General features: G+C 34.7%; 26 protein-coding genes. 20 read left to right on the forward strand and 6 right to left on the reverse strand.

Going from position 1 to position 24,003, the window contains the following annotated elements; all coding sequences use genetic code 11:
* Positions 1-206: 206 nt before the first annotated feature.
* The 3 genes from CEY12_RS01880 to CEY12_RS01890 all read left to right on the forward strand — a co-directional run bounded on the left by CEY12_RS01880 (position 207) and on the right by CEY12_RS01890 (position 1,862).
* Positions 207-416 (forward strand): hypothetical protein, encoded by a 210-nt coding sequence (locus tag CEY12_RS01880; RefSeq protein ID WP_228409770.1) that lies wholly within the window; start codon positions 207-209, stop codon positions 414-416.
* A gap of 268 nt (positions 417-684) precedes the next feature.
* Positions 685-894, forward strand: coding sequence for a hypothetical protein (locus tag CEY12_RS01885; protein ID WP_089029748.1), 210 nt, complete (start codon positions 685-687; stop codon positions 892-894).
* Positions 895-989: 95 nt separating this feature from the next.
* Complete coding sequence (locus tag CEY12_RS01890) at positions 990-1,862, forward strand: LysR substrate-binding domain-containing protein (RefSeq protein ID WP_089026083.1); 873 nt, start codon at positions 990-992, stop codon at positions 1,860-1,862.
* Positions 1,863-1,925: 63 nt separating this feature from the next.
* Here CEY12_RS01890 and CEY12_RS01895 read toward each other — a convergent pair whose 3' ends face one another.
* On the reverse strand, positions 1,926-2,573 hold the full coding sequence (locus CEY12_RS01895) for a DUF1349 domain-containing protein (RefSeq protein WP_089026084.1): 648 nt from the start codon (positions 2,571-2,573) through the stop codon (positions 1,926-1,928).
* A gap of 103 nt (positions 2,574-2,676) precedes the next feature.
* Between CEY12_RS01895 and CEY12_RS01900 the strand changes: the two genes are divergently transcribed.
* The 12 genes from CEY12_RS01900 (at position 2,677) to CEY12_RS01955 (ending at position 14,450) form a co-directional block, all read left to right on the forward strand.
* On the forward strand, positions 2,677-3,429 hold the full coding sequence (locus CEY12_RS01900) for a response regulator transcription factor (protein WP_089026085.1): 753 nt from the start codon (positions 2,677-2,679) through the stop codon (positions 3,427-3,429).
* A 93-nt stretch (positions 3,430-3,522) separates the two neighbouring features.
* Entirely contained in the window at positions 3,523-3,918 is a 396-nt protein-coding gene (locus CEY12_RS01905) for a helix-turn-helix domain-containing protein (protein WP_089026086.1), read from the forward strand.
* 59 nt (positions 3,919-3,977) lie between these two features.
* Entirely contained in the window at positions 3,978-4,733 is a 756-nt protein-coding gene (locus tag CEY12_RS01910) for an SDR family oxidoreductase (RefSeq protein ID WP_089026087.1), read from the forward strand.
* Positions 4,734-4,974: 241 nt separating this feature from the next.
* A complete protein-coding gene (locus CEY12_RS01915) occupies positions 4,975-6,231 on the forward strand; it encodes an aminotransferase class I/II-fold pyridoxal phosphate-dependent enzyme (protein WP_089026088.1) in 1,257 nt (418 codons plus the stop codon).
* A 5-nt stretch (positions 6,232-6,236) separates the two neighbouring features.
* A complete protein-coding gene (locus tag CEY12_RS01920; RefSeq protein WP_089026089.1) occupies positions 6,237-6,869 on the forward strand; it encodes a TetR/AcrR family transcriptional regulator in 633 nt (210 codons plus the stop codon).
* Between the two features lie 97 nt (positions 6,870-6,966).
* Positions 6,967-8,070 carry a DNA polymerase III subunit gamma/tau gene (gene dnaX, locus CEY12_RS01925; RefSeq protein ID WP_089026090.1) on the forward strand — a complete coding sequence of 368 codons (1,104 nt, stop codon included), beginning with the start codon at positions 6,967-6,969 and terminating at the stop codon, positions 8,068-8,070.
* A complete protein-coding gene (locus tag CEY12_RS22545) occupies positions 8,027-8,668 on the forward strand; it encodes a hypothetical protein (protein WP_228409771.1) in 642 nt (213 codons plus the stop codon). Before dnaX ends, CEY12_RS22545 begins: the two co-directional genes overlap by 44 nt.
* 411 nt (positions 8,669-9,079) lie before the next feature.
* On the forward strand, positions 9,080-10,159 hold the full coding sequence (locus tag CEY12_RS01935; protein WP_089026091.1) for a chorismate mutase: 1,080 nt from the start codon (positions 9,080-9,082) through the stop codon (positions 10,157-10,159).
* A 401-nt stretch (positions 10,160-10,560) separates the two neighbouring features.
* Positions 10,561-11,487, forward strand: coding sequence for a ribosome small subunit-dependent GTPase A (gene rsgA / locus CEY12_RS01940; protein ID WP_089026092.1), 927 nt, complete (start codon positions 10,561-10,563; stop codon positions 11,485-11,487).
* Between the two features lie 8 nt (positions 11,488-11,495).
* On the forward strand, positions 11,496-12,311 hold the full coding sequence (locus CEY12_RS01945) for an AraC family transcriptional regulator (protein WP_089026093.1): 816 nt from the start codon (positions 11,496-11,498) through the stop codon (positions 12,309-12,311).
* Between the two features lie 126 nt (positions 12,312-12,437).
* Complete coding sequence (locus CEY12_RS01950; protein ID WP_157676735.1) at positions 12,438-13,628, forward strand: multidrug effflux MFS transporter; 1,191 nt, start codon at positions 12,438-12,440, stop codon at positions 13,626-13,628.
* A gap of 405 nt (positions 13,629-14,033) precedes the next feature.
* Positions 14,034-14,450, forward strand: a complete 417-nt coding sequence (locus CEY12_RS01955) for a nucleoside-diphosphate kinase (protein ID WP_076355787.1) — start codon at positions 14,034-14,036, stop codon at positions 14,448-14,450.
* A 98-nt stretch (positions 14,451-14,548) separates the two neighbouring features.
* Here the strand turns inward: CEY12_RS01955 and CEY12_RS01960 are convergent, their stop codons facing one another.
* The gene (locus tag CEY12_RS01960) at positions 14,549-16,387 is read right to left on the reverse strand and encodes an alpha-L-fucosidase (protein ID WP_089026095.1); all 1,839 of its coding nucleotides are present in this window, start codon (positions 16,385-16,387) and stop codon (positions 14,549-14,551) included.
* 146 nt (positions 16,388-16,533) lie between these two features.
* On the opposite strand from CEY12_RS01960, the gene CEY12_RS01965 reads away from it, so the two are divergent.
* A complete protein-coding gene (locus CEY12_RS01965) occupies positions 16,534-17,019 on the forward strand; it encodes a DUF1772 domain-containing protein (RefSeq protein WP_089029750.1) in 486 nt (161 codons plus the stop codon).
* Between the two features lie 208 nt (positions 17,020-17,227).
* Here the strand turns inward: CEY12_RS01965 and rpe are convergent, their stop codons facing one another.
* Positions 17,228-17,878, reverse strand: coding sequence for a ribulose-phosphate 3-epimerase (gene rpe, locus CEY12_RS01970; RefSeq protein ID WP_089029751.1), 651 nt, complete (start codon positions 17,876-17,878; stop codon positions 17,228-17,230).
* A gap of 107 nt (positions 17,879-17,985) precedes the next feature.
* Positions 17,986-19,062 carry a M42 family peptidase gene (locus CEY12_RS01975; RefSeq protein WP_089026096.1) on the reverse strand — a complete coding sequence of 359 codons (1,077 nt, stop codon included), beginning with the start codon at positions 19,060-19,062 and terminating at the stop codon, positions 17,986-17,988.
* Positions 19,063-19,113: 51 nt separating this feature from the next.
* Here CEY12_RS01975 and CEY12_RS01980 point away from each other — a divergent pair, with 51 nt between their 5' ends.
* Complete coding sequence (locus tag CEY12_RS01980) at positions 19,114-19,818, forward strand: DUF4294 domain-containing protein (RefSeq protein ID WP_089026097.1); 705 nt, start codon at positions 19,114-19,116, stop codon at positions 19,816-19,818.
* 20 nt (positions 19,819-19,838) lie between these two features.
* On the opposite strand, the gene CEY12_RS01985 is transcribed toward CEY12_RS01980, so the two are convergent.
* Positions 19,839-20,255, reverse strand: a complete 417-nt coding sequence (locus CEY12_RS01985; protein ID WP_089026098.1) for an NUDIX domain-containing protein — start codon at positions 20,253-20,255, stop codon at positions 19,839-19,841.
* A gap of 136 nt (positions 20,256-20,391) precedes the next feature.
* Positions 20,392-21,066: a tRNA (5-methylaminomethyl-2-thiouridine)(34)-methyltransferase MnmD gene (gene mnmD / locus CEY12_RS01990; protein WP_089029752.1), complete on the reverse strand. Its 675-nt coding sequence runs from the start codon at positions 21,064-21,066 to the stop codon at positions 20,392-20,394.
* 84 nt (positions 21,067-21,150) lie between these two features.
* Between mnmD and CEY12_RS01995 the strand changes: the two genes are divergently transcribed.
* The 3 genes from CEY12_RS01995 (at position 21,151) to CEY12_RS02005 (ending at position 23,940) form a co-directional block, all read left to right on the forward strand.
* A complete protein-coding gene (locus CEY12_RS01995) occupies positions 21,151-22,224 on the forward strand; it encodes a branched-chain amino acid aminotransferase (RefSeq protein WP_089026099.1) in 1,074 nt (357 codons plus the stop codon).
* A 90-nt stretch (positions 22,225-22,314) separates the two neighbouring features.
* On the forward strand, positions 22,315-22,824 hold the full coding sequence (locus CEY12_RS02000) for an FKBP-type peptidyl-prolyl cis-trans isomerase (protein ID WP_089026100.1): 510 nt from the start codon (positions 22,315-22,317) through the stop codon (positions 22,822-22,824).
* A 78-nt stretch (positions 22,825-22,902) separates the two neighbouring features.
* Positions 22,903-23,940 (forward strand): peptidylprolyl isomerase, encoded by a 1,038-nt coding sequence (locus tag CEY12_RS02005; RefSeq protein WP_172821061.1) that lies wholly within the window; start codon positions 22,903-22,905, stop codon positions 23,938-23,940.
* The last annotated feature ends 63 nt before the right edge of the window (positions 23,941-24,003 follow it).

Consider the following 24,003-nt stretch of genomic DNA (forward strand, 5'->3'; position numbering starts at 1 on the left):
GAAACGACCCGGTTCCCCTATAGAGATTTTCAGCCTTATCTTTTTTATTCAGTAAAATAGTTGAGTTTGTGAAATAAATTCATAGACATTACTTAATTTTAATATAAAATCAACCTGTTGTTTATTAGGAGTTTATATGTTTTGTTGATGAAATAAGCGTAATGGTTTTGGTCTCTTTTTTGATCATTATGATCAAACACAATACGATGATGAGAGAAAAATTCAAGCATTTGCTTGGAAAAACCCGTGATGAAATTACCAAAGAAATAGGAGATGGCTTTAATTTTCACGATAATGAAGTCTGGACTTATGAGGTTGGGAAAACCTGGATAGGCAGAAGGATTATTCTATCGATTAAATTTAAAGGAAAAAACGCTTCAGAAATTGCTTTTTACAAAAGCTTCAGGAAATGCTAAGTTCTTTTCTTCCATTAATTCATAATTATCATTTTTATTTTTAAAAATCTTTCAAAATAATGAGGTGTAAAATCATCATTAAAATGATTGATAATTCACTTTTGAAACAATTGGTCTAAAGGTTTTAATTTAAATTTTTTTAATGTTTTTTGACTTGGCTTAATTGTCTGTTTTTCAATGCTGCACGGTCTTTTCAAAATGTTGGGAAATACAGGGTTTTATGCCTTGTTATGGTCTGTTTTTTGATGCCTGATGTCAAAATACAATGATGAAAAAACAACTATTTATTAATTTAATTGGGAAGACTCGCTATGAAGTGGCACAAGAGCTGGGCTACGGTTTTAATTGTTTTGATAACGAAATCTGGATTTATGAAGTCGGAAAAACATGGATAGGAAGAAGGGTAATTTTATCCATTAAATTTGAAAATGACAAAGCATCTGAATTATTCCTGTATAAGACCTTCAATAAACGATGACCGGTTTGCTGTAGAGACATAGTGTTGTAAGCAGTCTATTTGCTAAATTTGTACAGTACCATCTACGGTATGAGATATAAAATCGAAAATTACAAATGGAACTTAGACAGCTGCGATATTTTCTAAAAGCTAAAGAACTGCTCAATTTTACAGAGGCTGCTAATCATTTATACATCAGCCAAAGTACACTTTCTCAACAGATTAAACAGTTGGAAGATGAATTGGGAATCCCTCTTTTCAACAGGATTGGGAAAAGAATTACGTTAACGGAAGCAGGTGAAGTTTTTGCAAAATATGCTCAAAAAAGCCTCCTGAAATCTCAGGAAGGCTTTCTGGCATTGAGGGATCTTAAAGAATTAAAGAGTGGTGAGCTATCTATGGGAGTCACTTATGGACTGCGTTCCACGATGATAAAAGCTTTGATTCAGTTTTCAAATAGGTATCCTGAAGTAAGGATAAATATTGTTTTTGGGACAACGTCTGAGCTGATGGAAAAGCTTCACCATGGGGAGCTCGATTTTGCGCTTACTTTTGCCAAAGGAACGCGGGAAAAACTATTTACCTATATTCCTCTTTTTACTTCACCAATGGCTTTGGTTGTTTCAAAAAATTCTAATCTGGCAGATAAAAAAACAGTGACCTTAAAGGAAATTGTTGATTTTCCTCTTGTTATGCCGAGTGGAGGGTATAGTACCACAAGATTTGTGATGAAAGCCTTTGAAACTGCCGGGCTTAAACCTGATGTTTTGATGCAGATCAATGATGTGGCAGCTTTACTGGAAGTTGTAAAAAACGGAAACTGGTGTACTATTTTAGCGGAAACCACTGTGACCGGTCAGGATCAGTTGGCTACTATTCCTATTAAAGGAAAAAATATGATCAGAACAGCAATGTTGATCTCGCTAAAAGATGCGTACGAGAAGAAAGCAGCAAAAGTATTTTGCACATTTCTACCTTTCACTCAATAAAAAACCTCCCTAAAAGAGAGGTGTTAAAAAAAATTGACTGTATATTGAAGTGTAATTCAATCATTATTTATTGTTTTCAAGCCATTTTAAACGACGTTCATCAGGTAAGTGTTTTACTTTGAAATTCTCGAAAATGGCATTGAAACCTGTGCCATCCGGACATGCTGCCATCAATCCAACCATAACCGGTGTATTGTCCTGTAGATGGGCATTACGCATTAATGTATAATTTTTATCATCAAAGGAGTAGAAAATCTCAACAGCATCAAGTCTTCTTACCGCTTTTATCCAGACTGCCGGTGGAATTTTATCTAAAGTAATAACACTCCAGTCACTTGTGGTATGTGTGACTACCGTACTCAGATTATACTTACCATCCACAAATTCAATTCCAGCTTTGATGTAATTTTCTTTGTCGACTCTTAACATTAAGCCCATTTGATCAAATCTGGCTTTATAGCTTCCATTGATTTTTACTTTAGCTTCAAACTCTCCGCCATAAGTTGTATAATAAAATGGTGCATCATCTACTGTAAAACCATAATGGGAAATCCTCCAATAGTCACTCTGAGGGGTTACAAACATGGAGAGGCTGTTGTTTTTGACCTCCCACTTTTCCGGTTCATTAAACCAGGTCATTTTTTCTAAAGTCTGAGCAAAACTCTTATTGATCGACACTAGTATACAAAACCCTACAATTATTCGCTTCATCGCACAAATATATTTTGTTATAATTATAACTGGATGTAAATTATTAATTTAGCAAAAGTATAACTTAACTGAAGCAGTATCAATACTGATAAATAACCATTTTATGAAGATTCTAGAGACATTGAATGAAACATTACTGAATAAGGAACCACACAAAAAAGATGAATGTTTATTGGATATTGATATATATAAGAATGTTGCTTTAATGTATTGCCAAATAGAAAATTCAATTTCAGTGTTAAGTGACATGCGTGATAATAAAAGTTATGTCTATAAATCCAATACCGCTTTAAAACTTGGGTTGAGTAAAGGTAAAAATCCATCTGTGGTAGACTCAATCTGGGAAGAAGAAATTCTCAAAAAAATACATCCGGATGACAAGCTTAAAAAATACATTCATGAATTAAGATTTTTTAAGCTCATGGATTCATTAGATCCAAAAGCCCGCACAGATTATAATGTTGTATCGAGAATACGCGTAAAAGACGAGAATGATGAATATAAATTTGTACAGCACCGAATGTACTATATCTATTCACCATACAACGGGAAATTAAGATTTTCTTTATGTCTTTATGGTATTTCCATTGATCAGTCGATCCTTTTGCCTTCAGATTTTCTTATTATCAATTCCGTAACAGGAGAGGTGATAGTAGAAGACAGGCTTAATTATACAACTATTTTAACCCAAAGAGAATTAGAAATCCTGAAGTTTGTAGGAGAAGGTTTTACAAGCAAAGAAATAGCTGGATTTCTCTTCATCAGCGTCAATACCGTCAGTCGCCACCGTCAGAATATTCTTGAAAAACTAAAAGTGAAAAATTCCATAAAAGCATTTAAAGAAAGTTTTCATTAATACACTCTGTTTAATCTTCCGAAAAGTTCACCATACAATTACACCAGATCTTTTTAAATTAGTATTTTTAGTGAAACACATTAAGATGCTTGTATGAAAAAAGATGAAAAAAATATAAAGAGAGGAGAAGAAATCACCAACAGATTTTTAGCTTTTCTGGATCAGCATATTCAGGATGTTATTTCCGGTAATACCTTTGAATTTATGGAGCTTAATGAAATAGCACAGCGTCTGGCGATCTCTCATACCCATCTTACGGATACCGTAAAAAAAGAAAAAGGTAATCATCCATGCCATTTTTATGATATTAAAATTATTGAGCAGGCACAGATCATGTTGTCCGAAAGCAATAAGCCTGTTGCAGAAATAGCCAGGATATTTACTTATGACCCATCCAATTTTTCCAAATTTTTTAAAAAACTTACCGGTCTCACTCCTGGAGGGTACAGAAAACTAACTCAGAGTAAATTCCCGAAAAGTTCACCATAGAAGTATTGTACCTAATATTCATATTTGTAAGACATAACTAATTAAAAAAGAACATAATTATGTCAAAAAATGATTTAAAAGGTAAGGTGGTATTAATTGCCGGGGGTGGAAAGAATCTTGGAGGATTATTAAGCAGGGATTTCGCAAGAAAAGGAGCTAAACTGGCTATTCATTATAATAGTGAAAGTTCAAAGCAGGAAAGCGAGAAGACCTTAAGCGAGGTTAAAGCTTTAGGAGCAGAAGCTTTTCTGCTTCAGGCTGACCTTACAAAGGTTGAGAATATTACAAAGCTATTTGATGAAACCTTGAAAACCTTTGGAGGAATCGATATTGCGATCAATACAGTTGGAATGGTTCTTAAAAAACCTTTTGTAGAAACTACAGAGGCGGAATATGATTCTATGTTTAATATTAATTCCAAAGTGGCTTATTTCTTTATTCAGGAAGCAGGTAAGAAATTGAATGATCATGGTAAGATCTGTACCATAGTAACTTCGTTATTGGCTGCGTACACAGGATTATACTCTACCTATGCCGGCGCAAAAGCTCCCGTAGAACATTTTACGAGAATGGCGTCTAAGGAATTTGGTGATCGGGGAATTTCTGTTACTGCTGTAGCTCCCGGACCAATGGATACTCCATTCTTTTATGGTCAGGAAAGTGAGGATGCGGTGAGTTATCATCAGTCGGCTTCTGCTTTAGGAGGCTTAACCGACATAAAAGATATTGCTCCTCTGATAGAGTTCCTGGTAAGTGATGGATGGTGGATCACCGGGCAGACGATTTTTGCCAATGGCGGATATACAACCAGATAACCCTCCCTCCAAATGAATGAAAAAGCAGCTGTAAAACAGCTGCTTTTTTTATGATTTATTTTTAATACGATAGTGATTAATTTATTAAATGTTACAATAAATTAATTTTGTTGTCAAATTGTTTGATTTTCAATGGATAAGGTTGAAATATTGTATGTGTAATGAATTTTGGGGGAAAATAAAAACTGGTGAGTGTGAATTATTTATATATTTGTTCACTAAACAACTAATAATTTAAAGGATGAATATTGATTTTACAACGGCAACTTTCAAGGATTTTGAGAATATTCCTGATTATGATATTGCTCAGAGAGCAGATTATTTTTATGAATTTTTAGATCACATGAAATCCAGAGGACACATGAATTACAGATTAAGAAATACTTCTGGAACCAATTCAACATTAAACATAAACATCGCAAATGAGAATAAAGAGTACATTAGCTTTGTTTCGAGTGATTATTTAGGGTTTACGCAACACCCTAAAATAAAGCAGGCAGCAATAGATGGGATAGAAAAATATGGTACCGGTACCGGAGCTACACCTCTTATTGGTGGGTATTTTGATTATCATTATGCTTTAGAAAAGAAAATTTCAAGTTTCTTTGGCAGGAACGAAGACGAAGCTGTATTGTTTACCACAGGATATACTGCTAATAGCGCTACTTTACAGATATTAATGCAGAAAGAAGATATTGCCATTCTCGATATGTCTGTACATGCCAGTGTACATGAAGGATGTGCATTCACTAATAAAAAAACATTTCCACACAATAATTTGGAGGCTTTGGAACACATTTTGAAGATATCAGAAAATATGTACCGTACAAAGCTTGTTGTAGTTGATGGAGTATACTCGCAGGATGGAGACACCTCACGTGTAAGTGAGATATATGATTTGGTTAAAAAATATAATGCCTATCTGATGGTGGATGATGTACATGGCGTTGGGATTTTAGGAGAAACAGGAAGAGGAACACTTGAGCAGGCTGGTTTAATGGATAAAGTAGATTTTATAACAGGTACATTCAGCAAAACTTTTGGTAACCTGGGAGGATTTGTAATTACAAACAAAAAAATAGCATCATTCCTTAAATTTCAGTCTCGACAGCAAATTTTTTCTGCTACCGCACCGCCTTCATCTTTAGGAATCGTTAAGGCTATTGAACTGATCGATGAAGAGCCGTTTTGGCGGGAAAAATTATGGAATAACATCAATTATTTTAAAAAAGGACTTAATGCTTTAGGTTTGGATACCGGGGTCACTTGTTCTGCCATTATTCCAGTGAAAATAGGAGACCAAAGCAAAATGTGGGATATCGGAAGAATATTAATTGAAAAAGGAGTATATACAAATCCTATTATGTACCCCGCTGTACCGAGAAAAGATGCACGAATCAGAATGAGTGTGACGGCAAGACATGAAAAAGAACATTTAGATAAAACACTTAATATATTTGATGATATTAATAAAAAAATGCATATTGCGAAAAAATAATAATTATGCCTAGAAAAGTGGTGCAAGGTCCGATTAGGGACAAAGAAAAAACAAAACAGAAACTGCTTGCTGCAGTTGGCAAAATTCTTAGAGTAAAAGGCTATTCTGGTCTTAAAGTAAGTAAAATTGCTGCGGTAGCGGGCTTTGACAAAAAGCTTATCTATGAATACTTCGGTAGTACAGATAAACTTATTGATGAATATATAAAGTCTCAGGATTATTGGAGCAAGTTCAGCCCGAATATTGAAGAAGAGAAAAATACAACCATTGGTAGGGAGGCTTTAACGCAGGGAATTCTTATGCAATTTGAGAGTTTGAAGAAAAACAAAGAACTTCAGAAAATTATTCTTTGGGAACTTTCAGAAAGTAAACCGATCCTTCGTAAACTGGTTCAGGAAAGAGAAGATGTAGGAGCCAATTTGTTCGGAAATGTTACCGATCCATATTTTGGAGAAGATGCAAAAAGATTTAGAGCAATTATCGCTTTGATTGTTTCAGGAGCTTATTATCTGAATTTATATCCAGCTTATAATGCAACTGAATTTTGCGGACTTAATATGAAAACTGAGGAAGGAAGATCTGAAATTGAAAAAGCTATTGTTGATATAATAGATTTTGCATATCAGAAAAAGAAATAATCAGTAAATTTTTTTCTGTTTAATAAGAAATATATTTTGTGGATAATTTGAAAACTTTTGACTTTCAAATTAGAACTATATTTCTTATTTTTGACCAATGGAAAATTTCATCGTATCTGCAAGAAAATATCGCCCACAAGAGTTTGACACTGTTGTTGGGCAATCACATATTACGGATACTTTAGAACATGCAATTGAAGAGAATCAGTTAGCACAGGCTTTGCTATTTTGTGGGCCTCGTGGTGTTGGTAAGACAACCTGTGCCAGAATTCTGGCCAGAAAAATCAACGAAAAGGACGGTTCCGTTTCAGAAGATGGCTTTGCTTATAATATTTATGAGCTGGATGCTGCCTCAAACAATTCAGTGGATGATATTCGCGAATTGATCGATCAGGTGCGCTTTGCACCCCAGGTTGGACAATATAAAGTATATATCATTGACGAGGTACATATGCTGTCTTCTGCAGCCTTCAATGCTTTCCTTAAAACGCTTGAGGAACCTCCTGCGCATGCAATTTTTATTCTAGCAACAACAGAAAAGCATAAGATCATTCCAACGATTTTATCACGTTGCCAGATCTATGATTTTAAAAGAATCGTTATTGAAGATATTCAGGGCCATTTGAGAAATATTGCCCAAAAAGAAAATATTCAATATGAAGACGATGCTTTATATCTTATTGCTCAAAAAGCTGATGGCGCATTAAGAGATGCACTTTCTATTTTCGACAGACTTTCAACATTTTCTCAAAAGAATATTACGCTTGCTAAAGCAGCAGAAGTATTGAATATTCTGGATTATGACCAGTACCTGAATATCCTTGATCTGGCTAAAGAAAATAAAATTCCGGAAGCCCTTTTTGCATTTAATGAAATTGTAAAAAAAGGATTTGATGCCCATATCTTTATTGCGGGATTGGGAAATCATTGCAGGGATTTGATGATGGCTCAAAATACGTCGACAATCGATTTGATCGAGGTAGGAGAGAAAACTAAAATTAAATTTGTTGAACAAAGCCAGAAATGGAATGCTCAGCAGTTAATTGACGCCATCGAAATCTGTAATCATGCTGATATCAATTATAAAAATTCTAAGAATCCAAGACTTACTGTAGAAATTGCGTTAATGCAATTATGTTCTCTGACGGCTCAGTCAGATGTTAATAAAAAAAAAGTTCATAATATTAGCTCCCTTTCTTAAGGAAAAGCAGGAGGTAAAAATTGTACAAAAAGAAAATCCTCAGCCTCTTAAGCAGGAAAAAATTGAAAAAGTCCCCGAAGTAAACAATCCTTCAGCAGAACCTGCAATCAAAAAGACCTCTAAACCTTTATCTAAGGGACTTTCCTCAGGATTTAGCATTAATTCCTTTCTTAATAAAGAGGAAAAGGTGGAAAATGAAGAAGCTGTTGTTACCAAAGCAGAAAATCTCCCACAGCATCATTTTACTGAAACTGATCTGCTCATGGAATGGAATTTATTCCTGAAACAAATCCAATTCAAGCAAGCGGTAGTTTTTAATGCAGTTAAATCTTTTAAATTGGTTAAAATCGATGAGACTAAGATCCAGGTTTTATACCCTTCGGACTCTGCAAAGGTCGAATTTGATAAAATAAGCGGGGAATTTTTTAATCATTTTAAAAGAAAAGTGTTAAATTATTCAATTGAAATTGAGTATAAAAAAGACGTACAAAACCTTAAAATAGAGGTGGTTACGAAGAAAAAGATATTCGAGAAATTCATTGAGAAGAATCCCTTACTAAAAGATCTTGATGATTTAATGAAGTTTGATTTGTCATAATTTTATATCTTTGTCAAATATTTTTGTTTAAAATACATTTTTGACAAAAGCAAATTATAAATTGTAAAGCTAGAAATAGACGATTCACAGTATAAAGTGGAAAAATTATTGATCCCATATCTGTCTACTTTAAACCTTTTTGGTTTTATACCCGCTGATTATTTTAGCGGTTATTCTAGTTTTTTTGCTACTTATTATAGAAATTTTAGAAGTTATTACCGATTTTATTGGTATTACTAATTAAATTTCTTTCCAAAAAATAGGAATAAAAGATCTTCTCTTGTTTAATTCCTAACTCCAATAAAAATTTTTTAACGGCATTTTTTGAAAAGAATTATAAAATAAATTTTATAAGGGAAGAACTTGTTGTGTATAATAATATTAAAAATAAGATAAAAATAAATTAACAAAATGAATTTAAAAGATTTAAAAAACGATTGGATTAATGAGTTTTCACAGCCATTAATGATCGCCGGACCATGTAGCGCTGAAAGTGAATCGCAAATGCTGGAGACTGCAAGAAGGATAAAAGAAACGAATGCACAAGTACCTGTTTTTCGTGCTGGTATCTGGAAGCCCCGTACGAAACCAAATGGTTTTGAGGGAGTTGGGGTGATCGGATTGAACTGGTTAAAGAAAGTAAAAGAAGAATATGGTTTTAAAACGGCTACCGAAGTCGCTAATGCACACCATGTTTTCGCTGCTTTGGAAGCAGATGTTGATATCCTTTGGATTGGTGCAAGATCTACAGTAAATCCATTTACCGTTCAGGAAATTGCAATGGCGTTGAGGGGTACTGAAAAAACTGTATTGGTTAAAAACCCGGTTAATCCGGATTTAGCATTGTGGATCGGGGCTTTAGAAAGACTTTTAGGACAGGGTATTCAGAACCTTGGAGCAATTCACAGAGGTTTTTCTACCTACCAGAAAACAAAATACAGAAATAATCCGAACTGGCAGATTGCTTTGGATTTTAAAAGCCAATTCCCTAATATTCCAATGCTAATTGACCCATCTCATATTTGTGGAAATAGAACAGGCTTGGCAGATGTTACTCAGGAAGCTATGAACGTTGGTTACCAGGGTGCTATCATAGAAAGTCACTGTAATCCTGATGAAGCGTGGAGTGATGCTTCACAGCAAATCACGCCTGAAGTTTTATCAGAATTAATTGGTAATCTGAAAATGAGAAACTCAGGATTAGCAGGATTTGATGGAGAAATGGGAAGACACAGAACATTAATTTCTGATCTCGATTTTCAACTAATTGAATTACTTTCTCAAAGAATGAAAATTTCTGAGAAAATAGGTAAACTTAAGAAAGAAAATGATATCGCTATTTTCCAGCCTGAACGATGGAAAGTAATTACTGAATATGCTACTCAAAAAGCTAAGGAAACAGGAATGTCTCAGGATTTTATTGAGAAAGTTTTCAAAGCGATTCATGAGGAATCTATTGAGGTACAGAATAATATTATGATAGAAAGATAGTCGGCAGAAGACAATAGTTAGTAGATTTTAGGGCTTAGGAATGAGGAGAGTACGAGAGTGAAATTTCGACGTATCCTGAATCTTAGGTCCTAATTTTTGTTGGGAGGGAGGTAATAGGTAGCAGGATTTAGGTATTAGGTATTAGGTATTAGGTATTAGGTATTAGGTATTAGGTAGCAGGATTTAGGTAGTAGGAATTTGGGAGGATAGGAGCTAAAAGTTAGCTGGGTTGATATATCACGCCTTAATTTTGTTATCAAATATGAGAAGTAACAAACACTTGATTTCTAATATCCAACACTATAACTATAACCTATAACCTAAATCCTGCTACCTACTACCTGACGCCTGCAACCTAATACAACCTATCACCTAATTCCTTATATTTGCAATCTCTACATATGAAAGGAAAAATAATTAAATCTACAGGAAGTTGGTATCAGGTTTTAGAAATGGAAACCGGTAGAATTTTCGAAGCCAGAATTCGTGGGAAATTTAAACTGATCAAGACCCGACTCACCAATCCACTTGCTGTAGGTGATTATGTAGAATTTCAACTCGAGCAGGATGATATTGCTTGGATCACGAAGATAGAACCGCGCAAAAACTACCTGATAAGAAAATCAGTAAATCTTTCTAAGGAAGCTCATATTATTGCCTCTAATATTGATTTAGCATGTTTTATTTTTACCCTTCGGTATCCTGAAACATCTTTAGGGTTTTTAGATCGCTTTTTAGCATGTTGTGAAGCTTATAATATTACCCCACTTATTTTATTTAATAAAATTGATGTTCTTCATGAAGAGGAAATTGAAATTGTAAAAGATATTGAATTTCTTTATCAGGAAATCGGATACGAGACTCTGGAGATCTCCTCTTATTCCAAGCTTAACCTTGATAAACTACAGGATATTTTAAAAGATAAAACTTCTGTGTTTTTTGGACATTCAGGTTGTGGCAAATCAACATTGGTCAATGCCATGCAACCGGGATTAAACTTAAAGACATCAGAAATATCTGATACCCATCTTAAAGGAAAACATACCACGACTTTTGCTCAGATGCATTTTTGGAATTTTGGAGGGAATGTAATTGATACTCCGGGTGTACGAGAATTTGCAATGATTGATATTGAAAAAGAAGAGGTGCAGCATTATTTTCCTGAAATTTTTAAGAAAAGGGAAGAATGTAAATTCCATAATTGTATGCATGTTAATGAGCCAAAATGTGCGGTGATCGAGGCTTTAGAAACTGGAGAAATTCAGCATTCCAGATACGCTACTTATATAAAATTAATGGATGAAGCAGAAGAAGCTTCACAAAAATAATCTTCTTCATGAGCCAGGGAAAACATATTCCTATCCACAACCTCACCTATCAGGAATTTCAGATGACTACCCTCGAAAATGGTCATCCTGAAAATTTTGATGATATTCACAGACATAACTTTTTTGAGATCCTTTGGTTTACAGAAGTGAAGAAGGATAGTCAATTAGAACTGGATTTTGAACATTATACCATCAAAAACAATCAGATTTGCATCATCGCTCCAGGTCAGGTGTTTAACATGAAACTTCGGGGTGAAAAAGGATATGTTTTTGCAATAAGCCGGGAGATTTTCCAGGAAATTTGTGACATCGAACTCGTTCTTACAAGTGGGATATCTCCTTTTTTTCTGAATGTTGAGAGTCGGAAAAATTGTGAGGGACTTATTACACTTCTTGAACGTGAATACGAGTCAGATTCCCGCTTAAATTTACTCAAAGCCTATTTAAAAGCTTTTTGTATTGTCATTACCGAAGATCTAAGCTCACAGGAATCATCTGCAAATGACAAACAACGTATTCAAAATCTGATCGTACTAATCGAGAATTATTATACTACTAAAAAGGAAACTTCATTTTATGCTGGTGAGTTAAATGTAAGTACCCATCACCTTAATGATATCGTGCGTATTTCCAGAGGGACTACGGTAAAGAAAATGATAGCCCAAAGAATTTTACTTGAAGCGAAAAGGGAACTAAGCTTTGGAGCCTTAACGGTAAAAGAAGTAGCTTTTCAATTAGGTTTTAACGATGCTTCTTACTTTTCCCGCTTTTTTAAAAAGCAAACAGGTTATAATCCTGAGCAGTTTAAGAATATAAAAGAGTAAATCCCTAAATAATCCTCAGTTTGTGCTGGTATGCCCTCAATTGTTTCATTGAGTGTCATCTGTTTTTATAAGAATTTTGCATGATGTAAAAGTCGATGTTGACGTGTAATGATTTTAAAATTCTTTATGAAAAACCTGAGTATTATTGTATTTATTTTAGCTCTTTTAAACACTTTAGAGTCTCTGAGTATTGATCTGTATTTGCCTGCCTTTCCAAGTATGTCCAAAATTTTCCAGACCGATATCGGGCATATCCAGATTTCTATCTCTATATTTTTTGCGGGTTTTGCTATTGGGCAGCTATTGTGGGGACCTTTATCCGATAAAAAAGGAAGAAAACCTATGCTGTATTGTGGATTGATTCTTTTTATAGTAGGTGCGGTTGCCATAATTTTCACAAAAAATATCTATGTGTTATGGACAATGCGTTTTCTCCAGGCATTTGGCGGAAGTGCGGGTATTGTTATTGGCAGGGCGATCGTTATAGATTTGTATGATAAAGAAAAAGCCGTGGCCATTTTTTCCAAGCAATCTCAGATCAGTGGTATTGCTCCTATTGTTGCTCCTTTACTGGGAAGTATCTTTTTAAGATTTTGGGGATGGAACAGCGCCTTTAGTTTTTTAAGTATTTTAGGGGCTTTAACTTTATTACTTGTTGTAAGATACATCCCTGAAACTAATTCTAAATTAACATCCCCTAAAACAACTGCAAATGAGATAGGGTTAAAAGAACAGTTAAGAATAATTCTTTCGAATAGAGATTTTATAATTAATACAATTATCGGAAGTATCGCTTTTGCTTCATTAATTATCTACATTTCCAATGCACCACTGCTGTTTATGGAGATACATGGATTTTCCAGTGAGGTCTTCAGTTTTATATTTGCTTTTAATTCTTTGGCACTGATATTAGCCGCCTATATAACCCCTAAATTAATACAGCGAATAAAGAATATCAAGATTTTATTATCAGCAACTATTTTGCTGCTTTCCATGAGCAGTCTGCATTTATTGGTGTCATTATGTCAGTTGCCTGTAGGCCTTGAAGTTGTGGTGTTATTTTCTTCTCTTATTGCAATTGGTATTCTCTTTCCTATCACTACGGCTCATGCATTATCTCCTTTTAAAGAGGGGCGTGGTACTGCAGCGGCATTAATGGGCTTTATGCAATTAATGGTTACTTTTTTGATGTCAGGATTAGTAGGAATGTTGGAAGCTAAATCCATCATACCAATGATCATTACGCGGATTGCCCTTGCTATGATAGCTGTGTATTTTGCATACTATACTTTTTCCCGCAAAAAAGTTTTAGCATAGAATATCGATAAAAAAGGAAATGGAAGAGGTCAATACTTAAAATTATTCAATTTTTAAAGTACAATTAATCATATTTAAAAATGAATTTTTAAAGCCAATTCTATTGAACACGTGATTAATTTTTGCTATTTTTTGATCTTCATCATTAGTTTTGGGGATTTTTATCTGATAAAGTGAATAGAATTTTTCAGGTATTAGCAATAAAAAACCCAGCCGAAGCTGGGTAAAAACTAATAACCATGAAAACTCAAATTAAACATGAGAATCGGAATAGAATAAACAATTACTGTGCCAAAGATTAATCTTGCATTTCTTAATAAAAGTTATTTTTATGTTAAAAAAAAATTAAAATACAAGTAAGAATATTTTTTTGTAATTTTGCGGCATTAAAAAAAATATACGTTTATGTCTAACATTACATTCACTATGATTAAGCCTGATGCGGTAGCAGACGGACATATCGGTGCTATATTAGGTAAAATTGCAGAAGGGGGTTTTAAGATCAAAGCTTTAAAGCTAACTCAACTTACTGTTGCTGATGCTAAAAAATTCTATGAAGTACATGCTGAAAGACCATTCTATGGAGAATTAGTAGAATTCATGAGCTCAGGACCAATCGTTGCAGCGGTTTTAGAAAAAGACAATGCTGTTGAAGATTTCAGAACTCTTATTGGTGCTACTAATCCTGCAGAAGCAGCAGAAGGTACTATTAGAAAAATGTTTGCAAGAAGCATAGGAGAGAATGCTGTTCACGGTTCAGATTCTAACGAAAATGCTCTTATTGAGGCTCAATTCCATTTTTCTGGAAGAGAGATTTTCTAAGATAAAATTTTTTCAAAATATAAATCCGGAGATGATTCTCCGGATTTTTTGTTTTATAACCACTTTGGTAGCTGAGGCTCTCGAAGCTACCAAAGTGATTATAAATTACTTTCAATGGCTCCTACTTTTTCTCGATATAGCTCTAGTGGCTTGTCAAGTAATACAGCAATAACCGTTATGTTTTTATCCAATCTTTCTTTTGGAATATCTATATAAATAATTCCGGGTCTGTCATTCCAGTATAATTTATTATAGATATGATGACTGATTATCGAACCTTCACCTACAATACGGATTCTTGAGATATTATTTTTAATGCCTTTTAAAGCAATAGGTCCTGTAGGTATTCCTTCTACAAAAAGATAAAGCGTTTGTTTATCTTTCGAAAGACTGCTCATTCCAGGATAATGTCCACCAGATAGCCCTTTCCCGGTTTCAAAGAGGGATTCGGCATGCTTGCTTATCCAGGATAAGGTTTGTGTATTTATTTTTGATGTTTTAGAGATGGTCATATCCATGCCATCCTGAGTAAGGCCCGATTGATCAAAAATATTGTTTCCTGCATGAACCTGTTCGGCAATTTCATAAATAGCTGATGATGTATCAGGATTTTCTATAAGTTTTCCTAAGGTAGAAATTTCTTTTCCTGTAGCCGTAATTGGTCTTATTTCTTTATCAAAATCCAATTCAACGACAGTAACATCCTGATCAAAATTAAGATTTGAAAAACGCAAAGTGAGATTTCCTTTAGGTTCCGGTATCATATTTACTTTTCCCTGAGGATCTCCAAGAACTTTTGCCGAAGTTGGTATGGAATTAAGTCCGTAAATTTTTGTGAGGTTTTTGGCTTCTTCCAGATAAATGAATAATTTTTTTTGATCCTTAGATAATGCAGATTTTCCCTTATAATTTTCGAAAGGAAGGCCCCGGCGGGTTCCATAAACGGCTTGTGGATATTTTGAAGTCCAACGTCCGATATTCTGTAATATTTCTATCTGTTCTTTAGGAAGGGTTCCGTCTTCTTTTGGCCCTATATCAAGCAGAAGATTTCCGCCCATACTGATTACATCAGCCAAGGTGCGGACCAGCATATTCGGGGTTTTGTAATTGTGATCAAAAGGCTGGTAGCCCCACGAATCATTCATTGTGTAGCATAACTCCCAATATGGATTTTGAGGTGTAATTACCGGAATGCCTTGTTCAGGGGTTTCATAATCTCCATGATCGTTTAATCTGGAATTAATAATGATCTCCGGATTGTACTTTTTTAGAGTTTCTAAGGCTTTTGAAGCTTGCCATTCTTCTGAAGTATGTTCCCAATTTCCGTCGAACCATAATAAATCCGGACGGTATTGATGGGAGAGATCTTCTAGCTGACTTTGATAATAATGAACGAAACTTTGCCATCGCTGGGGATCATTCTTGATGTCATACCTCTTTTTTGTTCTGGTATTCGTATCATAATAAGGATGGCTCCAATCCGGAAGAGAGTAGTAGAGACCCGTTTTTAAACCTGATTTTTTTAATTCTTCGACAAATGGTGTCAAAACATCTTTTTGGGCTAAAGAATTTTTGGGGATGGTAATAGCTTTTTCCGCTTTAGAGTCCCAAAGTGAAACACCATCATGATGTTTTGTTGTGATCACAGAATATTTAGCTCCCGAAGCTTTAATTAATTTCATCCAATATTGAGGATCAAATTTAGAAGCAGAGAATCCCTTCAGCTGCTTCATATAATTTTCATGATTAATGTAATTATTAAAAAAAGACCATGATTCTGAAATCCCATCAACAGAGTATATTCCCCAATGAATAAATATTCCGAGCTTAGCATCCTGAAACCATTCCATTTTTTTTAAATTAGTTTTATCCTGGGCATTGACATTGCCTGATGCCAGAACTCCTAATAAAAAAACGAAGATCCATTTGTTTTTCATCGTAATAATTTTCTACTAAAATAAGGAAAGTCTCCAGCAATTCACTGTTTGAAGGCTAAATTCATTTTATGTTAAATTATATTCAGAATAAAGTTATTTTTATAAAGTAAATAGTGAATGTAATCACCAAAACAAAATATATGAAAATGACAACAATTATTTTGATTATCACAGGAACATTAACCGCTCTTATCGGAGGTTTGTTTTATGCCTATTCCTGTTCAGTTATTTTAGGACTGGGAAAATTATCGGATGTCGAATATCTTAAAGCGATGCAATCCATCAACAGAGAAATTCTTAATCCTGTATTCTTCCTGAGTTTTATGGGGACTGCAGCAATGCTTCCTATTGCTACTTTCGTATTTCGGGCACATCATCCTGTTTTTATTTTGCTTTTATTGGCTTCGATTGTTTATCTGATCGGTGTTTTCGGAGTTACGATTGTTGGTAACGTTCCTTTGAATGACCAGTTAGATCAGTTTGATATTGGAAATGCTACGGTAGAGGCAATAAGAAAAATGCGTGATGTTTTTGAAAACAGGTGGAATTTTCTGAATCATATAAGAGCCGTGTGCTCTACTATGAGCATTATTCTGGTCATTTGTGCCTGTATTTGGTCAAAAGTTGAATAGTTTTAAGTAGTAATACTTAATGCAAATTCCGTGTTTTTACGGATGCATTGTATTGCAATTTATTGAGATCTTTACGCCAGCATAGAATAAAGAAAATTGAAGCTAAAGTCTTACGACTGAAACTAATAACCATACTAAGCTCAGGTTTTCAAAGAAGAAAGGCAGCCTAAGGCTGCCTTTTTGTATGTTTTTTATTTTTAAAAGATCTTTAAATCTTTAAAAGCTCAATAGTTCTTTCCGGGCTTTCGGATGAGAAAACGGCATTTCCTGCTACTAAAACATCAGCTCCTGCTTCAAATAATTTTGCTGCATTATCTAAATTAACGCCTCCATCCACTTCAATAAGGGCAGTGGAGTTGTTGGTTAAGATCAGATCCTTAGTTTCAGCGATCTTTTTGTATGTATTCTCAATAAATTTCTGACCTCCAAATCCTGGATTTACACTCATTAACAATACCAAATCTACATCTGCTATAATATCTTCCAACATTAAAACCGGGGTAGAAGGATTCAATACAACGCCTGCTTTCGCTCCTTTGCTCTGGATTAAGTGAATTGTTCTGTGCAAATGAGTACAAGCTTCATAGTGGATAGAAATCAGATCTGCTCCATGGTCAATAAATTCTTCAACATACTTTTCAGGTTCAACGATCATCAAATGAACATCAACAAACTTTTTAGCGTGCTGCTGAACTGTTTTCATCACTGGAAAACCAAATGAAATATTAGGTACGAATCTCCCATCCATTACATCGATATGGAACCAGTCTGCCTGAGAATTGTTCAGCATTTCAATGTCTCTTTGCAGATTCCCGAAGTCTGCGGATAAAAGGGAAGGAGCAATTAGCTTAGTTTTCATTTTTACTTTTATATTAGATTTATTAAAGATATCAGATGCAAGACACCAGATATCAGACCTGGTTTTTGCAAAGTCTGACATCTAATATCTTTTATCTGATGTCTTTATTAATGGTATTTCAATTTCATTTCCGGTTTTATTTTCAAAATAGTTTCGTAGATCAATGAGATGACATTTCCTACATCTTCTTTAGAAACCATTTCTACCGTTGTATGCATATAGCGCAAAGGTAAAGAAATCAATGCACTTGGAACACCACCATTGGAGTGCGCGAACGCATCTGTATCCGTTCCTGTAGCTCTGCTTGCTGCGGCTCTCTGGAAAGGGATTTTTTTCGTTTTTGCTGTATCTATGATCAATTCTCTGATCGTATGATGAACACTTGGCGCAAAGAATATTACCGGACCATCACCACATTTTTGATCACCTTCTTTTTTCTTTTCGATCATAGGGGTGGTCGTATCATGCGTAACGTCTGTTACAATAGCAATATTAGGTTTTATGGTGTCAGCAATCATATCCGCTCCATATAAACCTACTTCTTCCTGAACAGAATTTGTGATATATAAACCAAAAGGAATTGTCTTTTTATTTTCCTTTAAAAGCCTTGCAACTTCTGCGATCATAAATCCACCGATCCTGTTGTCTAAAGCACGACACACAAAATAACGGTTGTTCATCTCAAAGAATTCGTCTGGATAGGTGATCATGCACCCTACGTAGATCCCCATTTCTTCAACCTCTTTTTTCGAAGTTGCTCCACAGTCGATGAAGATATTTTCTATTTTTGGTGTGGGCTCATTTTGATTAGCACTTCGGGTATGAATAGCCGGCCATCCGAAAACACCTTTTACAATACCATTTTCTCCATGGATATGAACCACTTTTGAAGGAGCGATCGTTTGATCTGAACCTCCGTTTCGGATAACATAAATCAGTCCATCGTCTGTAATGTAATTAACATACCATGAGATCTCATCTGCGTGAGCTTCAATAACCACCTTGAATTCAGCTTCAGGATTGATAATTCCGTAACATGTTCCGTAGTGATCAACTTCAATTTTGTCCACATAAGGTCTGATATAATCCATCCAAACTTCCTGTCCTTTGTGCTCGTAACCGGTCGGAGATGATGTATTTAGGTATTTTTCTAAAAATTTTAAAGATTTCTTTTCAAATTTCATAAAAAGGAATGATTTTTGCGTTCAATATTTGCTATAATACGCGTAAAAATAATGAATTTTAGCAAGATTTTTTGTCTTTTTCTTTTCTTTTTTGGGATTGGTGTTTTTGGACAAACGGATTCTATTATTGCTAAACCTCTGAGCCAATATCCTCCAGAGGCACTAAAAGTAGATGAATTTGGAAATAAATATTACTACGATGAAAGACAGAAAGCCAAGTTCTATGAGATAAATGGAGAAACAGTGGTGGTGATGGATGAGTTGGTATTACTCAATAAGCCCAAATTCAATAACCAGCTGGACAGAAACTATTATTATTTCCTTAATAAGAAATTGTACAGGGTATATCCCTTGTTTGTAGCTGCTTTACAGCAATACAGAGATATTCAGAAGGAAATGACCAATCTGGATAGTAAGGCTAAAAGAAAGTATGTGAGGGATCGGCAGAATATGTTGGCAGACCAATATGAAAAGCAACTGCGGGATCTTACAACAACAGAAGGGCAGGTTTTTGCTAAATTAATGAACAGGGCAACAGGAAAGAATGTTTTTGAGATCATCAAAGAACTGAGAGGTGGATGGAGTGCCTTCTGGTGGAATGTAAAAGGAAAAATGGCAAGTATTGATCTCAAAGATCAGTATGACCCGCATAGAAACAGGACAGACGAATTTATAGAATCGCTGCTACAGTCTAACTGGAATTCAGGTTATCTTCAACCTTATCCGGGAGCTGGTGATTTTAAAGTAAAGAAATAATAAAAAATACCTGTAAGCAATTACAGGTATTTTTCTTTTAATTTATCAAATACTATTTGGTCGATAGGTAAAGGAAAAGGATTGTCCGGTCTGTTGATGTCTATCCATTCTGTTTTTTCAATGCAGGGATCCATAATCAGGAAATCTTCTTCATTGATAATATTGACTATATAATATATAGTAAGGAGTTGCTCATTTTCTCTGAACCTGGACACCAGAAAATCTTCCTGTGTATAAAAATGCTCTACAATATTTACCTTTACATTAAGTTCTTCATCAAACTCCCGATGAAGACATTCCAAAAGTCCCTCTCCATATTCCAGCCCTCCTCCCGGAAATTTTATTAACTGATCACCTGCATATTCTTCAAATAAGGTAAGCACTTTATTATCTTTTACAGCACAGGCATATACCCTGACGTTGATCTTATCTATCATATAAACTATTTTGTATAGCTAAATTAAGGAAATTCGTGATAAGTTGAAAGTTGAAAGTTGAAAGCTGAAAGTTCAAAATTGAAAATGGGATTTCGGGGGCTTATTCCACTTTCCTTTTTCAACTTTCAACTTATCGTTACTTCTTCACAGCATTCAGCATCTCTCTCTTTCCCGGTGGGCCCTGTTTCTTTTCAACACTAAAATTTAGTTCCTGGAGGATTCTCCTTACACTGCCTTTAGAGGAGTAGGTCGTTAATAATCCGTTCACACTCATTTTGTCCGAAACCATTTCAAATAATGGCTTTTCCCATAGGTCTGGTTGTACACGGGCACCAAAACAATCGTAATAAACGAGATTTATTTTAGGTAAATCAATGTTTTTTAACTCAAAAAAATCACATTTTATCTTTTTTAAATTAAAATTTTTAATGATTTCAACTGGTTTTTCCCACTCTGCTGTGTGAATTTTCTGATAAATTTCTTTGAATTCAATGTTATCAAAAAGTTCAAAATAGGATAAATCTTTAATTTCTGATTCATTTATGGGATATTTTTCCAGCGTGAAATAATTAATTACATGATTTTTGTCAGTTTTTAAATATTCATTAATTGTAACCAAAACATTCAAACCTGTTCCAAAACCGAGTTCTAAAATATTAATTTCGTAATCATTTATCAAAATTAGTCCATTTTTGATAAACACATGTTCGGCTTCTTGTAAGGCTCCATGATGGGAATGATAATTTTCATTTAATTCACTGATAAACAATGTTTTACTGCCGTCGTTTGTGGTCTTTATTTCTCTTTTCACCCTTTTTTTTGTCAAATTTAGTCTAAAATTTTTATATTTAGAAAATTATGTTAAATTTGTAGAACATCATAAAAAATTTTAGAAATGATAATTCAAAAAACTGAGAATTCCAGACTTTCTTCATTCGACCCCAATAATTTTTCTTTTGGGAATACTTTCATAGACCATATGGTAATATGTGAGTATGAGAATGGAAAGTGGGGGGACGTAAAATTGGTACCTTATGGACCATTGGCATTTACGCCCGCAATGATGGGGGTAAATTACGGACAAGCTTGTTTCGAAGGAATGAAAGCTTATAAAGATCAGGAGGGGCAGGTTTTCCTTTTCAGGCCTGAAAAGAATTTTGAACGTATCAATAAATCGGCTTCGCGTCTTGCAATGCCTGAGGTAACGGAAGAAATGTTTTTAGATGGTCTGAAAGCATTGGTAGATATCGATAGAAACTGGATTCCTCAGGGAGAAGGAATGTCTTTATACATCAGACCTTTGATTTTTGCTACGGAAGAAGCATTAAAAGCAAGAGTTGCTGAAAAATATATGTTTGCAATTGTTGCAACACCAGCGAAAAGCTATTATACAGAGCCTGTTTCTGTAAAAATTTCTGATCATTATTCAAGAGCAGCTAATGGAGGTGTAGGTTCAGCTAAAGCAGCTGGTAACTATGCTGCATCTTTTTACCCTACTCAATTGGCTATCGAGGAAGGCTATGACCAGATTATCTGGACAGATGATGCAACGCATGAATATTTCGAAGAAAGTGGAACAATGAACGTTTTCGTTAGAATTAATGATACTGTTTACACACCACCAACTTCTGAAAAGATTTTAGATGGGGTAACAAGAGATAGTTTCATCGCATTAGCTAAGAAAAGAGGAATTGAAGTAAAAGTTGAACAAATTCCAGTGAAAACTGTAATAGAAGCTCAGAAGAATGGAACTCTAAAAGAAGTTTGGGGAGTAGGAACTGCAGTCGTAACTACTGTTTTCCAGGCATTAGGATACCAGGGAGATAAATTAGCATTACCTAAATTATCGGATGAAGAAAGTTATGCTGCTATTCTTAAAAATGATTTAGTGAATATACAGACTAATCATTCAGAAGATTCTTTCGGATGGAGAGTATTGGTAGAGAAAAATGTATTGGAAACCGTTTAATTTCAATATAAGAATTTATATAAAAGCCAAGATATTCTTGGCTTTTTTTGTTTATTATATCCTGTGAAATGCTTATTTTCGCAAAAGTTTATGAAAAAAATACTCTTCATATCAATATTGGGGCTGTTGAGCTGTAACAGGAATACACAGACACATCCGCCTTTGGGTGGGGTTTTGAGCCAAAAAGATCTGGATGTTTCTAAAGCAAGGATGAAAAATCTTAATGCTTCAGAAAGAATGCATATTCAGGAGTGGGTCAATGGGCAGTCTGTGAAATTTTATACTACTCAGCTTAACTATTGGGTCAATACAAAAGATTTTGATACAAGAGAAAAGAGACCGGATAATTCTCTGATTTCTTATTCTTACGATCTTTATGACTTTGATCAGACGAAGATCTATGATCAGCCTTTTGAAAGAAGAGATGCCAAATTCGGGCACTTTGATGAATTAAAAGCGGTAGAAAATGCTTTGCGTTTTATACGTGATGGTGAGGAAATTACGATTTTGGTTCCATCTTCTCTTGCCTACGGGACTTATGGAGACGAAAAGAAAATAGATAACGACATTCCATTAATTATAAAATTAAAAGCGCTATAAATGAAATTGTTTAACAAGAATATAATTCTGGCAGCGGCAAGTATTTCGCTGATGAGTTGTACACCAATTTATAAAAAAATGAACGTAGACAAAGAAACTTACGAAGGTCTTAAAGACGGACTTTATGCTAATCTTCAAACTTCTAAGGGTAACCTTATTGTAAAATTTGAAGATAAAAAATCGCCTGTTACTGTAGCTAACTTTGTTGGTCTTGCAGAAGGGAAAATTGATAACAAATCTAAAGCTAAGGGAGTTCCTTTTTATGACGGAACTATTTTCCATAGAGTAATCAAAGATTTTATGATTCAGGGGGGAGATCCTCAGGGAACAGGAATGGGAGATCCAGGATATAAATTCGAAGATGAAAGAAATGACCTTCACCACACAGGGAAAGGTGTTCTATCAATGGCTAACTCAGGACCTAATACCAACGGTTCTCAGTTTTTCATTACCGAAGTAGCGACTCCGTGGTTAGATGGAAGACACACCATCTTTGGAAAGGTAATAAAAGGGGATGATGTGATTGATGCTATTGCTAATGTTGAAAAAGGAGCACAGGATAAACCTAAAACAGATGTTGTTTTAGAAAAAGTAAACATTTTCAGCAAAGGTGATGAATACAAGAACTATGATGCTGCTAAAACTTTCACTGAAGGAAAAGCTAAAATCCAGGAAAATAACAAAGCATATTTAGCAAAAGAAGAAGCTGAGAAAAAGAAAAAAGAAGAGGAATTTAAAGCAAACCAGGAAAAGTTAGTAGATAATTTAAAAGCTGGAATGCAGAAAACTGAATCTGGTTTATATTATAAGATTACAAAAACTACTGATGGAAAAGCTCCAAAATCCGGAGATAATGTATCAGTGCATTATGCAGGGAAGTTAATTGACGGAACTAAGTTTGATTCTTCATTCGACAGAAATGAGCCGATTGAGATTCCAATTGGAATGGGAAGAGTGATCAAAGGATGGGATGAAGGTATCTTATTGTTAAAAGAAGGTGAAACGGCTACTTTATTGATCCCGCCAGCAATGGGTTATGGAGAAAGAGGAGCAGGAGGAGTAATTCCGCCAAATGCCTGGTTAATCTTTGATGTTGAGCTTGTAAAAGTGAAATAATTCAAATGCGATTATAGAAAAAGCCGGCTTTTAAGTCGGCTTTTTTGTTTTCCACGACCATTT

The sequence above is a fragment of the Chryseobacterium sp. T16E-39 genome (assembly GCF_002216065.1).
Lineage (GTDB): Bacteria > Bacteroidota > Bacteroidia > Flavobacteriales > Weeksellaceae > Chryseobacterium.

Excerpts from the sequence above, each read along its gene's own strand:
- CEY12_RS01995 (WP_089026099.1), top strand. The coding sequence starts at position 21,151 with ATGATAATTCAAAAAACTGAGAATTCCAGACTTTCTTCATTCGACCCC.
- CEY12_RS01960 (WP_089026095.1), bottom strand. The coding sequence starts at position 16,387 with ATGAAAAACAAATGGATCTTCGTTTTTTTATTAGGAGTTCTGGCATCA.
- CEY12_RS01980 (WP_089026097.1), top strand. The coding sequence starts at position 19,114 with ATGAATTTTAGCAAGATTTTTTGTCTTTTTCTTTTCTTTTTTGGGATT.
- CEY12_RS01920 (WP_089026089.1), top strand. The coding sequence starts at position 6,237 with ATGCCTAGAAAAGTGGTGCAAGGTCCGATTAGGGACAAAGAAAAAACA.
- CEY12_RS22545 (WP_228409771.1), top strand. The coding sequence starts at position 8,027 with ATGTTAATAAAAAAAAAGTTCATAATATTAGCTCCCTTTCTTAAGGAA.
- CEY12_RS01965 (WP_089029750.1), top strand. The coding sequence starts at position 16,534 with ATGACAACAATTATTTTGATTATCACAGGAACATTAACCGCTCTTATC.
- CEY12_RS02005 (WP_172821061.1), top strand. The coding sequence starts at position 22,903 with ATGAACGTAGACAAAGAAACTTACGAAGGTCTTAAAGACGGACTTTAT.
- CEY12_RS01895 (WP_089026084.1), bottom strand. The coding sequence starts at position 2,573 with ATGAAGCGAATAATTGTAGGGTTTTGTATACTAGTGTCGATCAATAAG.
- CEY12_RS01900 (WP_089026085.1), top strand. The coding sequence starts at position 2,677 with ATGAAGATTCTAGAGACATTGAATGAAACATTACTGAATAAGGAACCA.
- CEY12_RS01950 (WP_157676735.1), top strand. The coding sequence starts at position 12,438 with ATGAAAAACCTGAGTATTATTGTATTTATTTTAGCTCTTTTAAACACT.
- CEY12_RS01890 (WP_089026083.1), top strand. The coding sequence starts at position 990 with ATGGAACTTAGACAGCTGCGATATTTTCTAAAAGCTAAAGAACTGCTC.
- CEY12_RS01880 (WP_228409770.1), top strand. The coding sequence starts at position 207 with ATGATGAGAGAAAAATTCAAGCATTTGCTTGGAAAAACCCGTGATGAA.
- CEY12_RS01905 (WP_089026086.1), top strand. The coding sequence starts at position 3,523 with ATGAAAAAAGATGAAAAAAATATAAAGAGAGGAGAAGAAATCACCAAC.
- CEY12_RS01935 (WP_089026091.1), top strand. The coding sequence starts at position 9,080 with ATGAATTTAAAAGATTTAAAAAACGATTGGATTAATGAGTTTTCACAG.
- CEY12_RS01910 (WP_089026087.1), top strand. The coding sequence starts at position 3,978 with ATGTCAAAAAATGATTTAAAAGGTAAGGTGGTATTAATTGCCGGGGGT.
- rsgA (WP_089026092.1), top strand. The coding sequence starts at position 10,561 with ATGAAAGGAAAAATAATTAAATCTACAGGAAGTTGGTATCAGGTTTTA.
- CEY12_RS01945 (WP_089026093.1), top strand. The coding sequence starts at position 11,496 with ATGAGCCAGGGAAAACATATTCCTATCCACAACCTCACCTATCAGGAA.
- CEY12_RS01885 (WP_089029748.1), top strand. The coding sequence starts at position 685 with ATGAAAAAACAACTATTTATTAATTTAATTGGGAAGACTCGCTATGAA.
- CEY12_RS01985 (WP_089026098.1), bottom strand. The coding sequence starts at position 20,255 with ATGATAGATAAGATCAACGTCAGGGTATATGCCTGTGCTGTAAAAGAT.
- CEY12_RS01915 (WP_089026088.1), top strand. The coding sequence starts at position 4,975 with ATGAATATTGATTTTACAACGGCAACTTTCAAGGATTTTGAGAATATT.
- dnaX (WP_089026090.1), top strand. The coding sequence starts at position 6,967 with ATGGAAAATTTCATCGTATCTGCAAGAAAATATCGCCCACAAGAGTTT.
- CEY12_RS01975 (WP_089026096.1), bottom strand. The coding sequence starts at position 19,062 with ATGAAATTTGAAAAGAAATCTTTAAAATTTTTAGAAAAATACCTAAAT.
- CEY12_RS01955 (WP_076355787.1), top strand. The coding sequence starts at position 14,034 with ATGTCTAACATTACATTCACTATGATTAAGCCTGATGCGGTAGCAGAC.
- CEY12_RS02000 (WP_089026100.1), top strand. The coding sequence starts at position 22,315 with ATGAAAAAAATACTCTTCATATCAATATTGGGGCTGTTGAGCTGTAAC.
- rpe (WP_089029751.1), bottom strand. The coding sequence starts at position 17,878 with ATGAAAACTAAGCTAATTGCTCCTTCCCTTTTATCCGCAGACTTCGGG.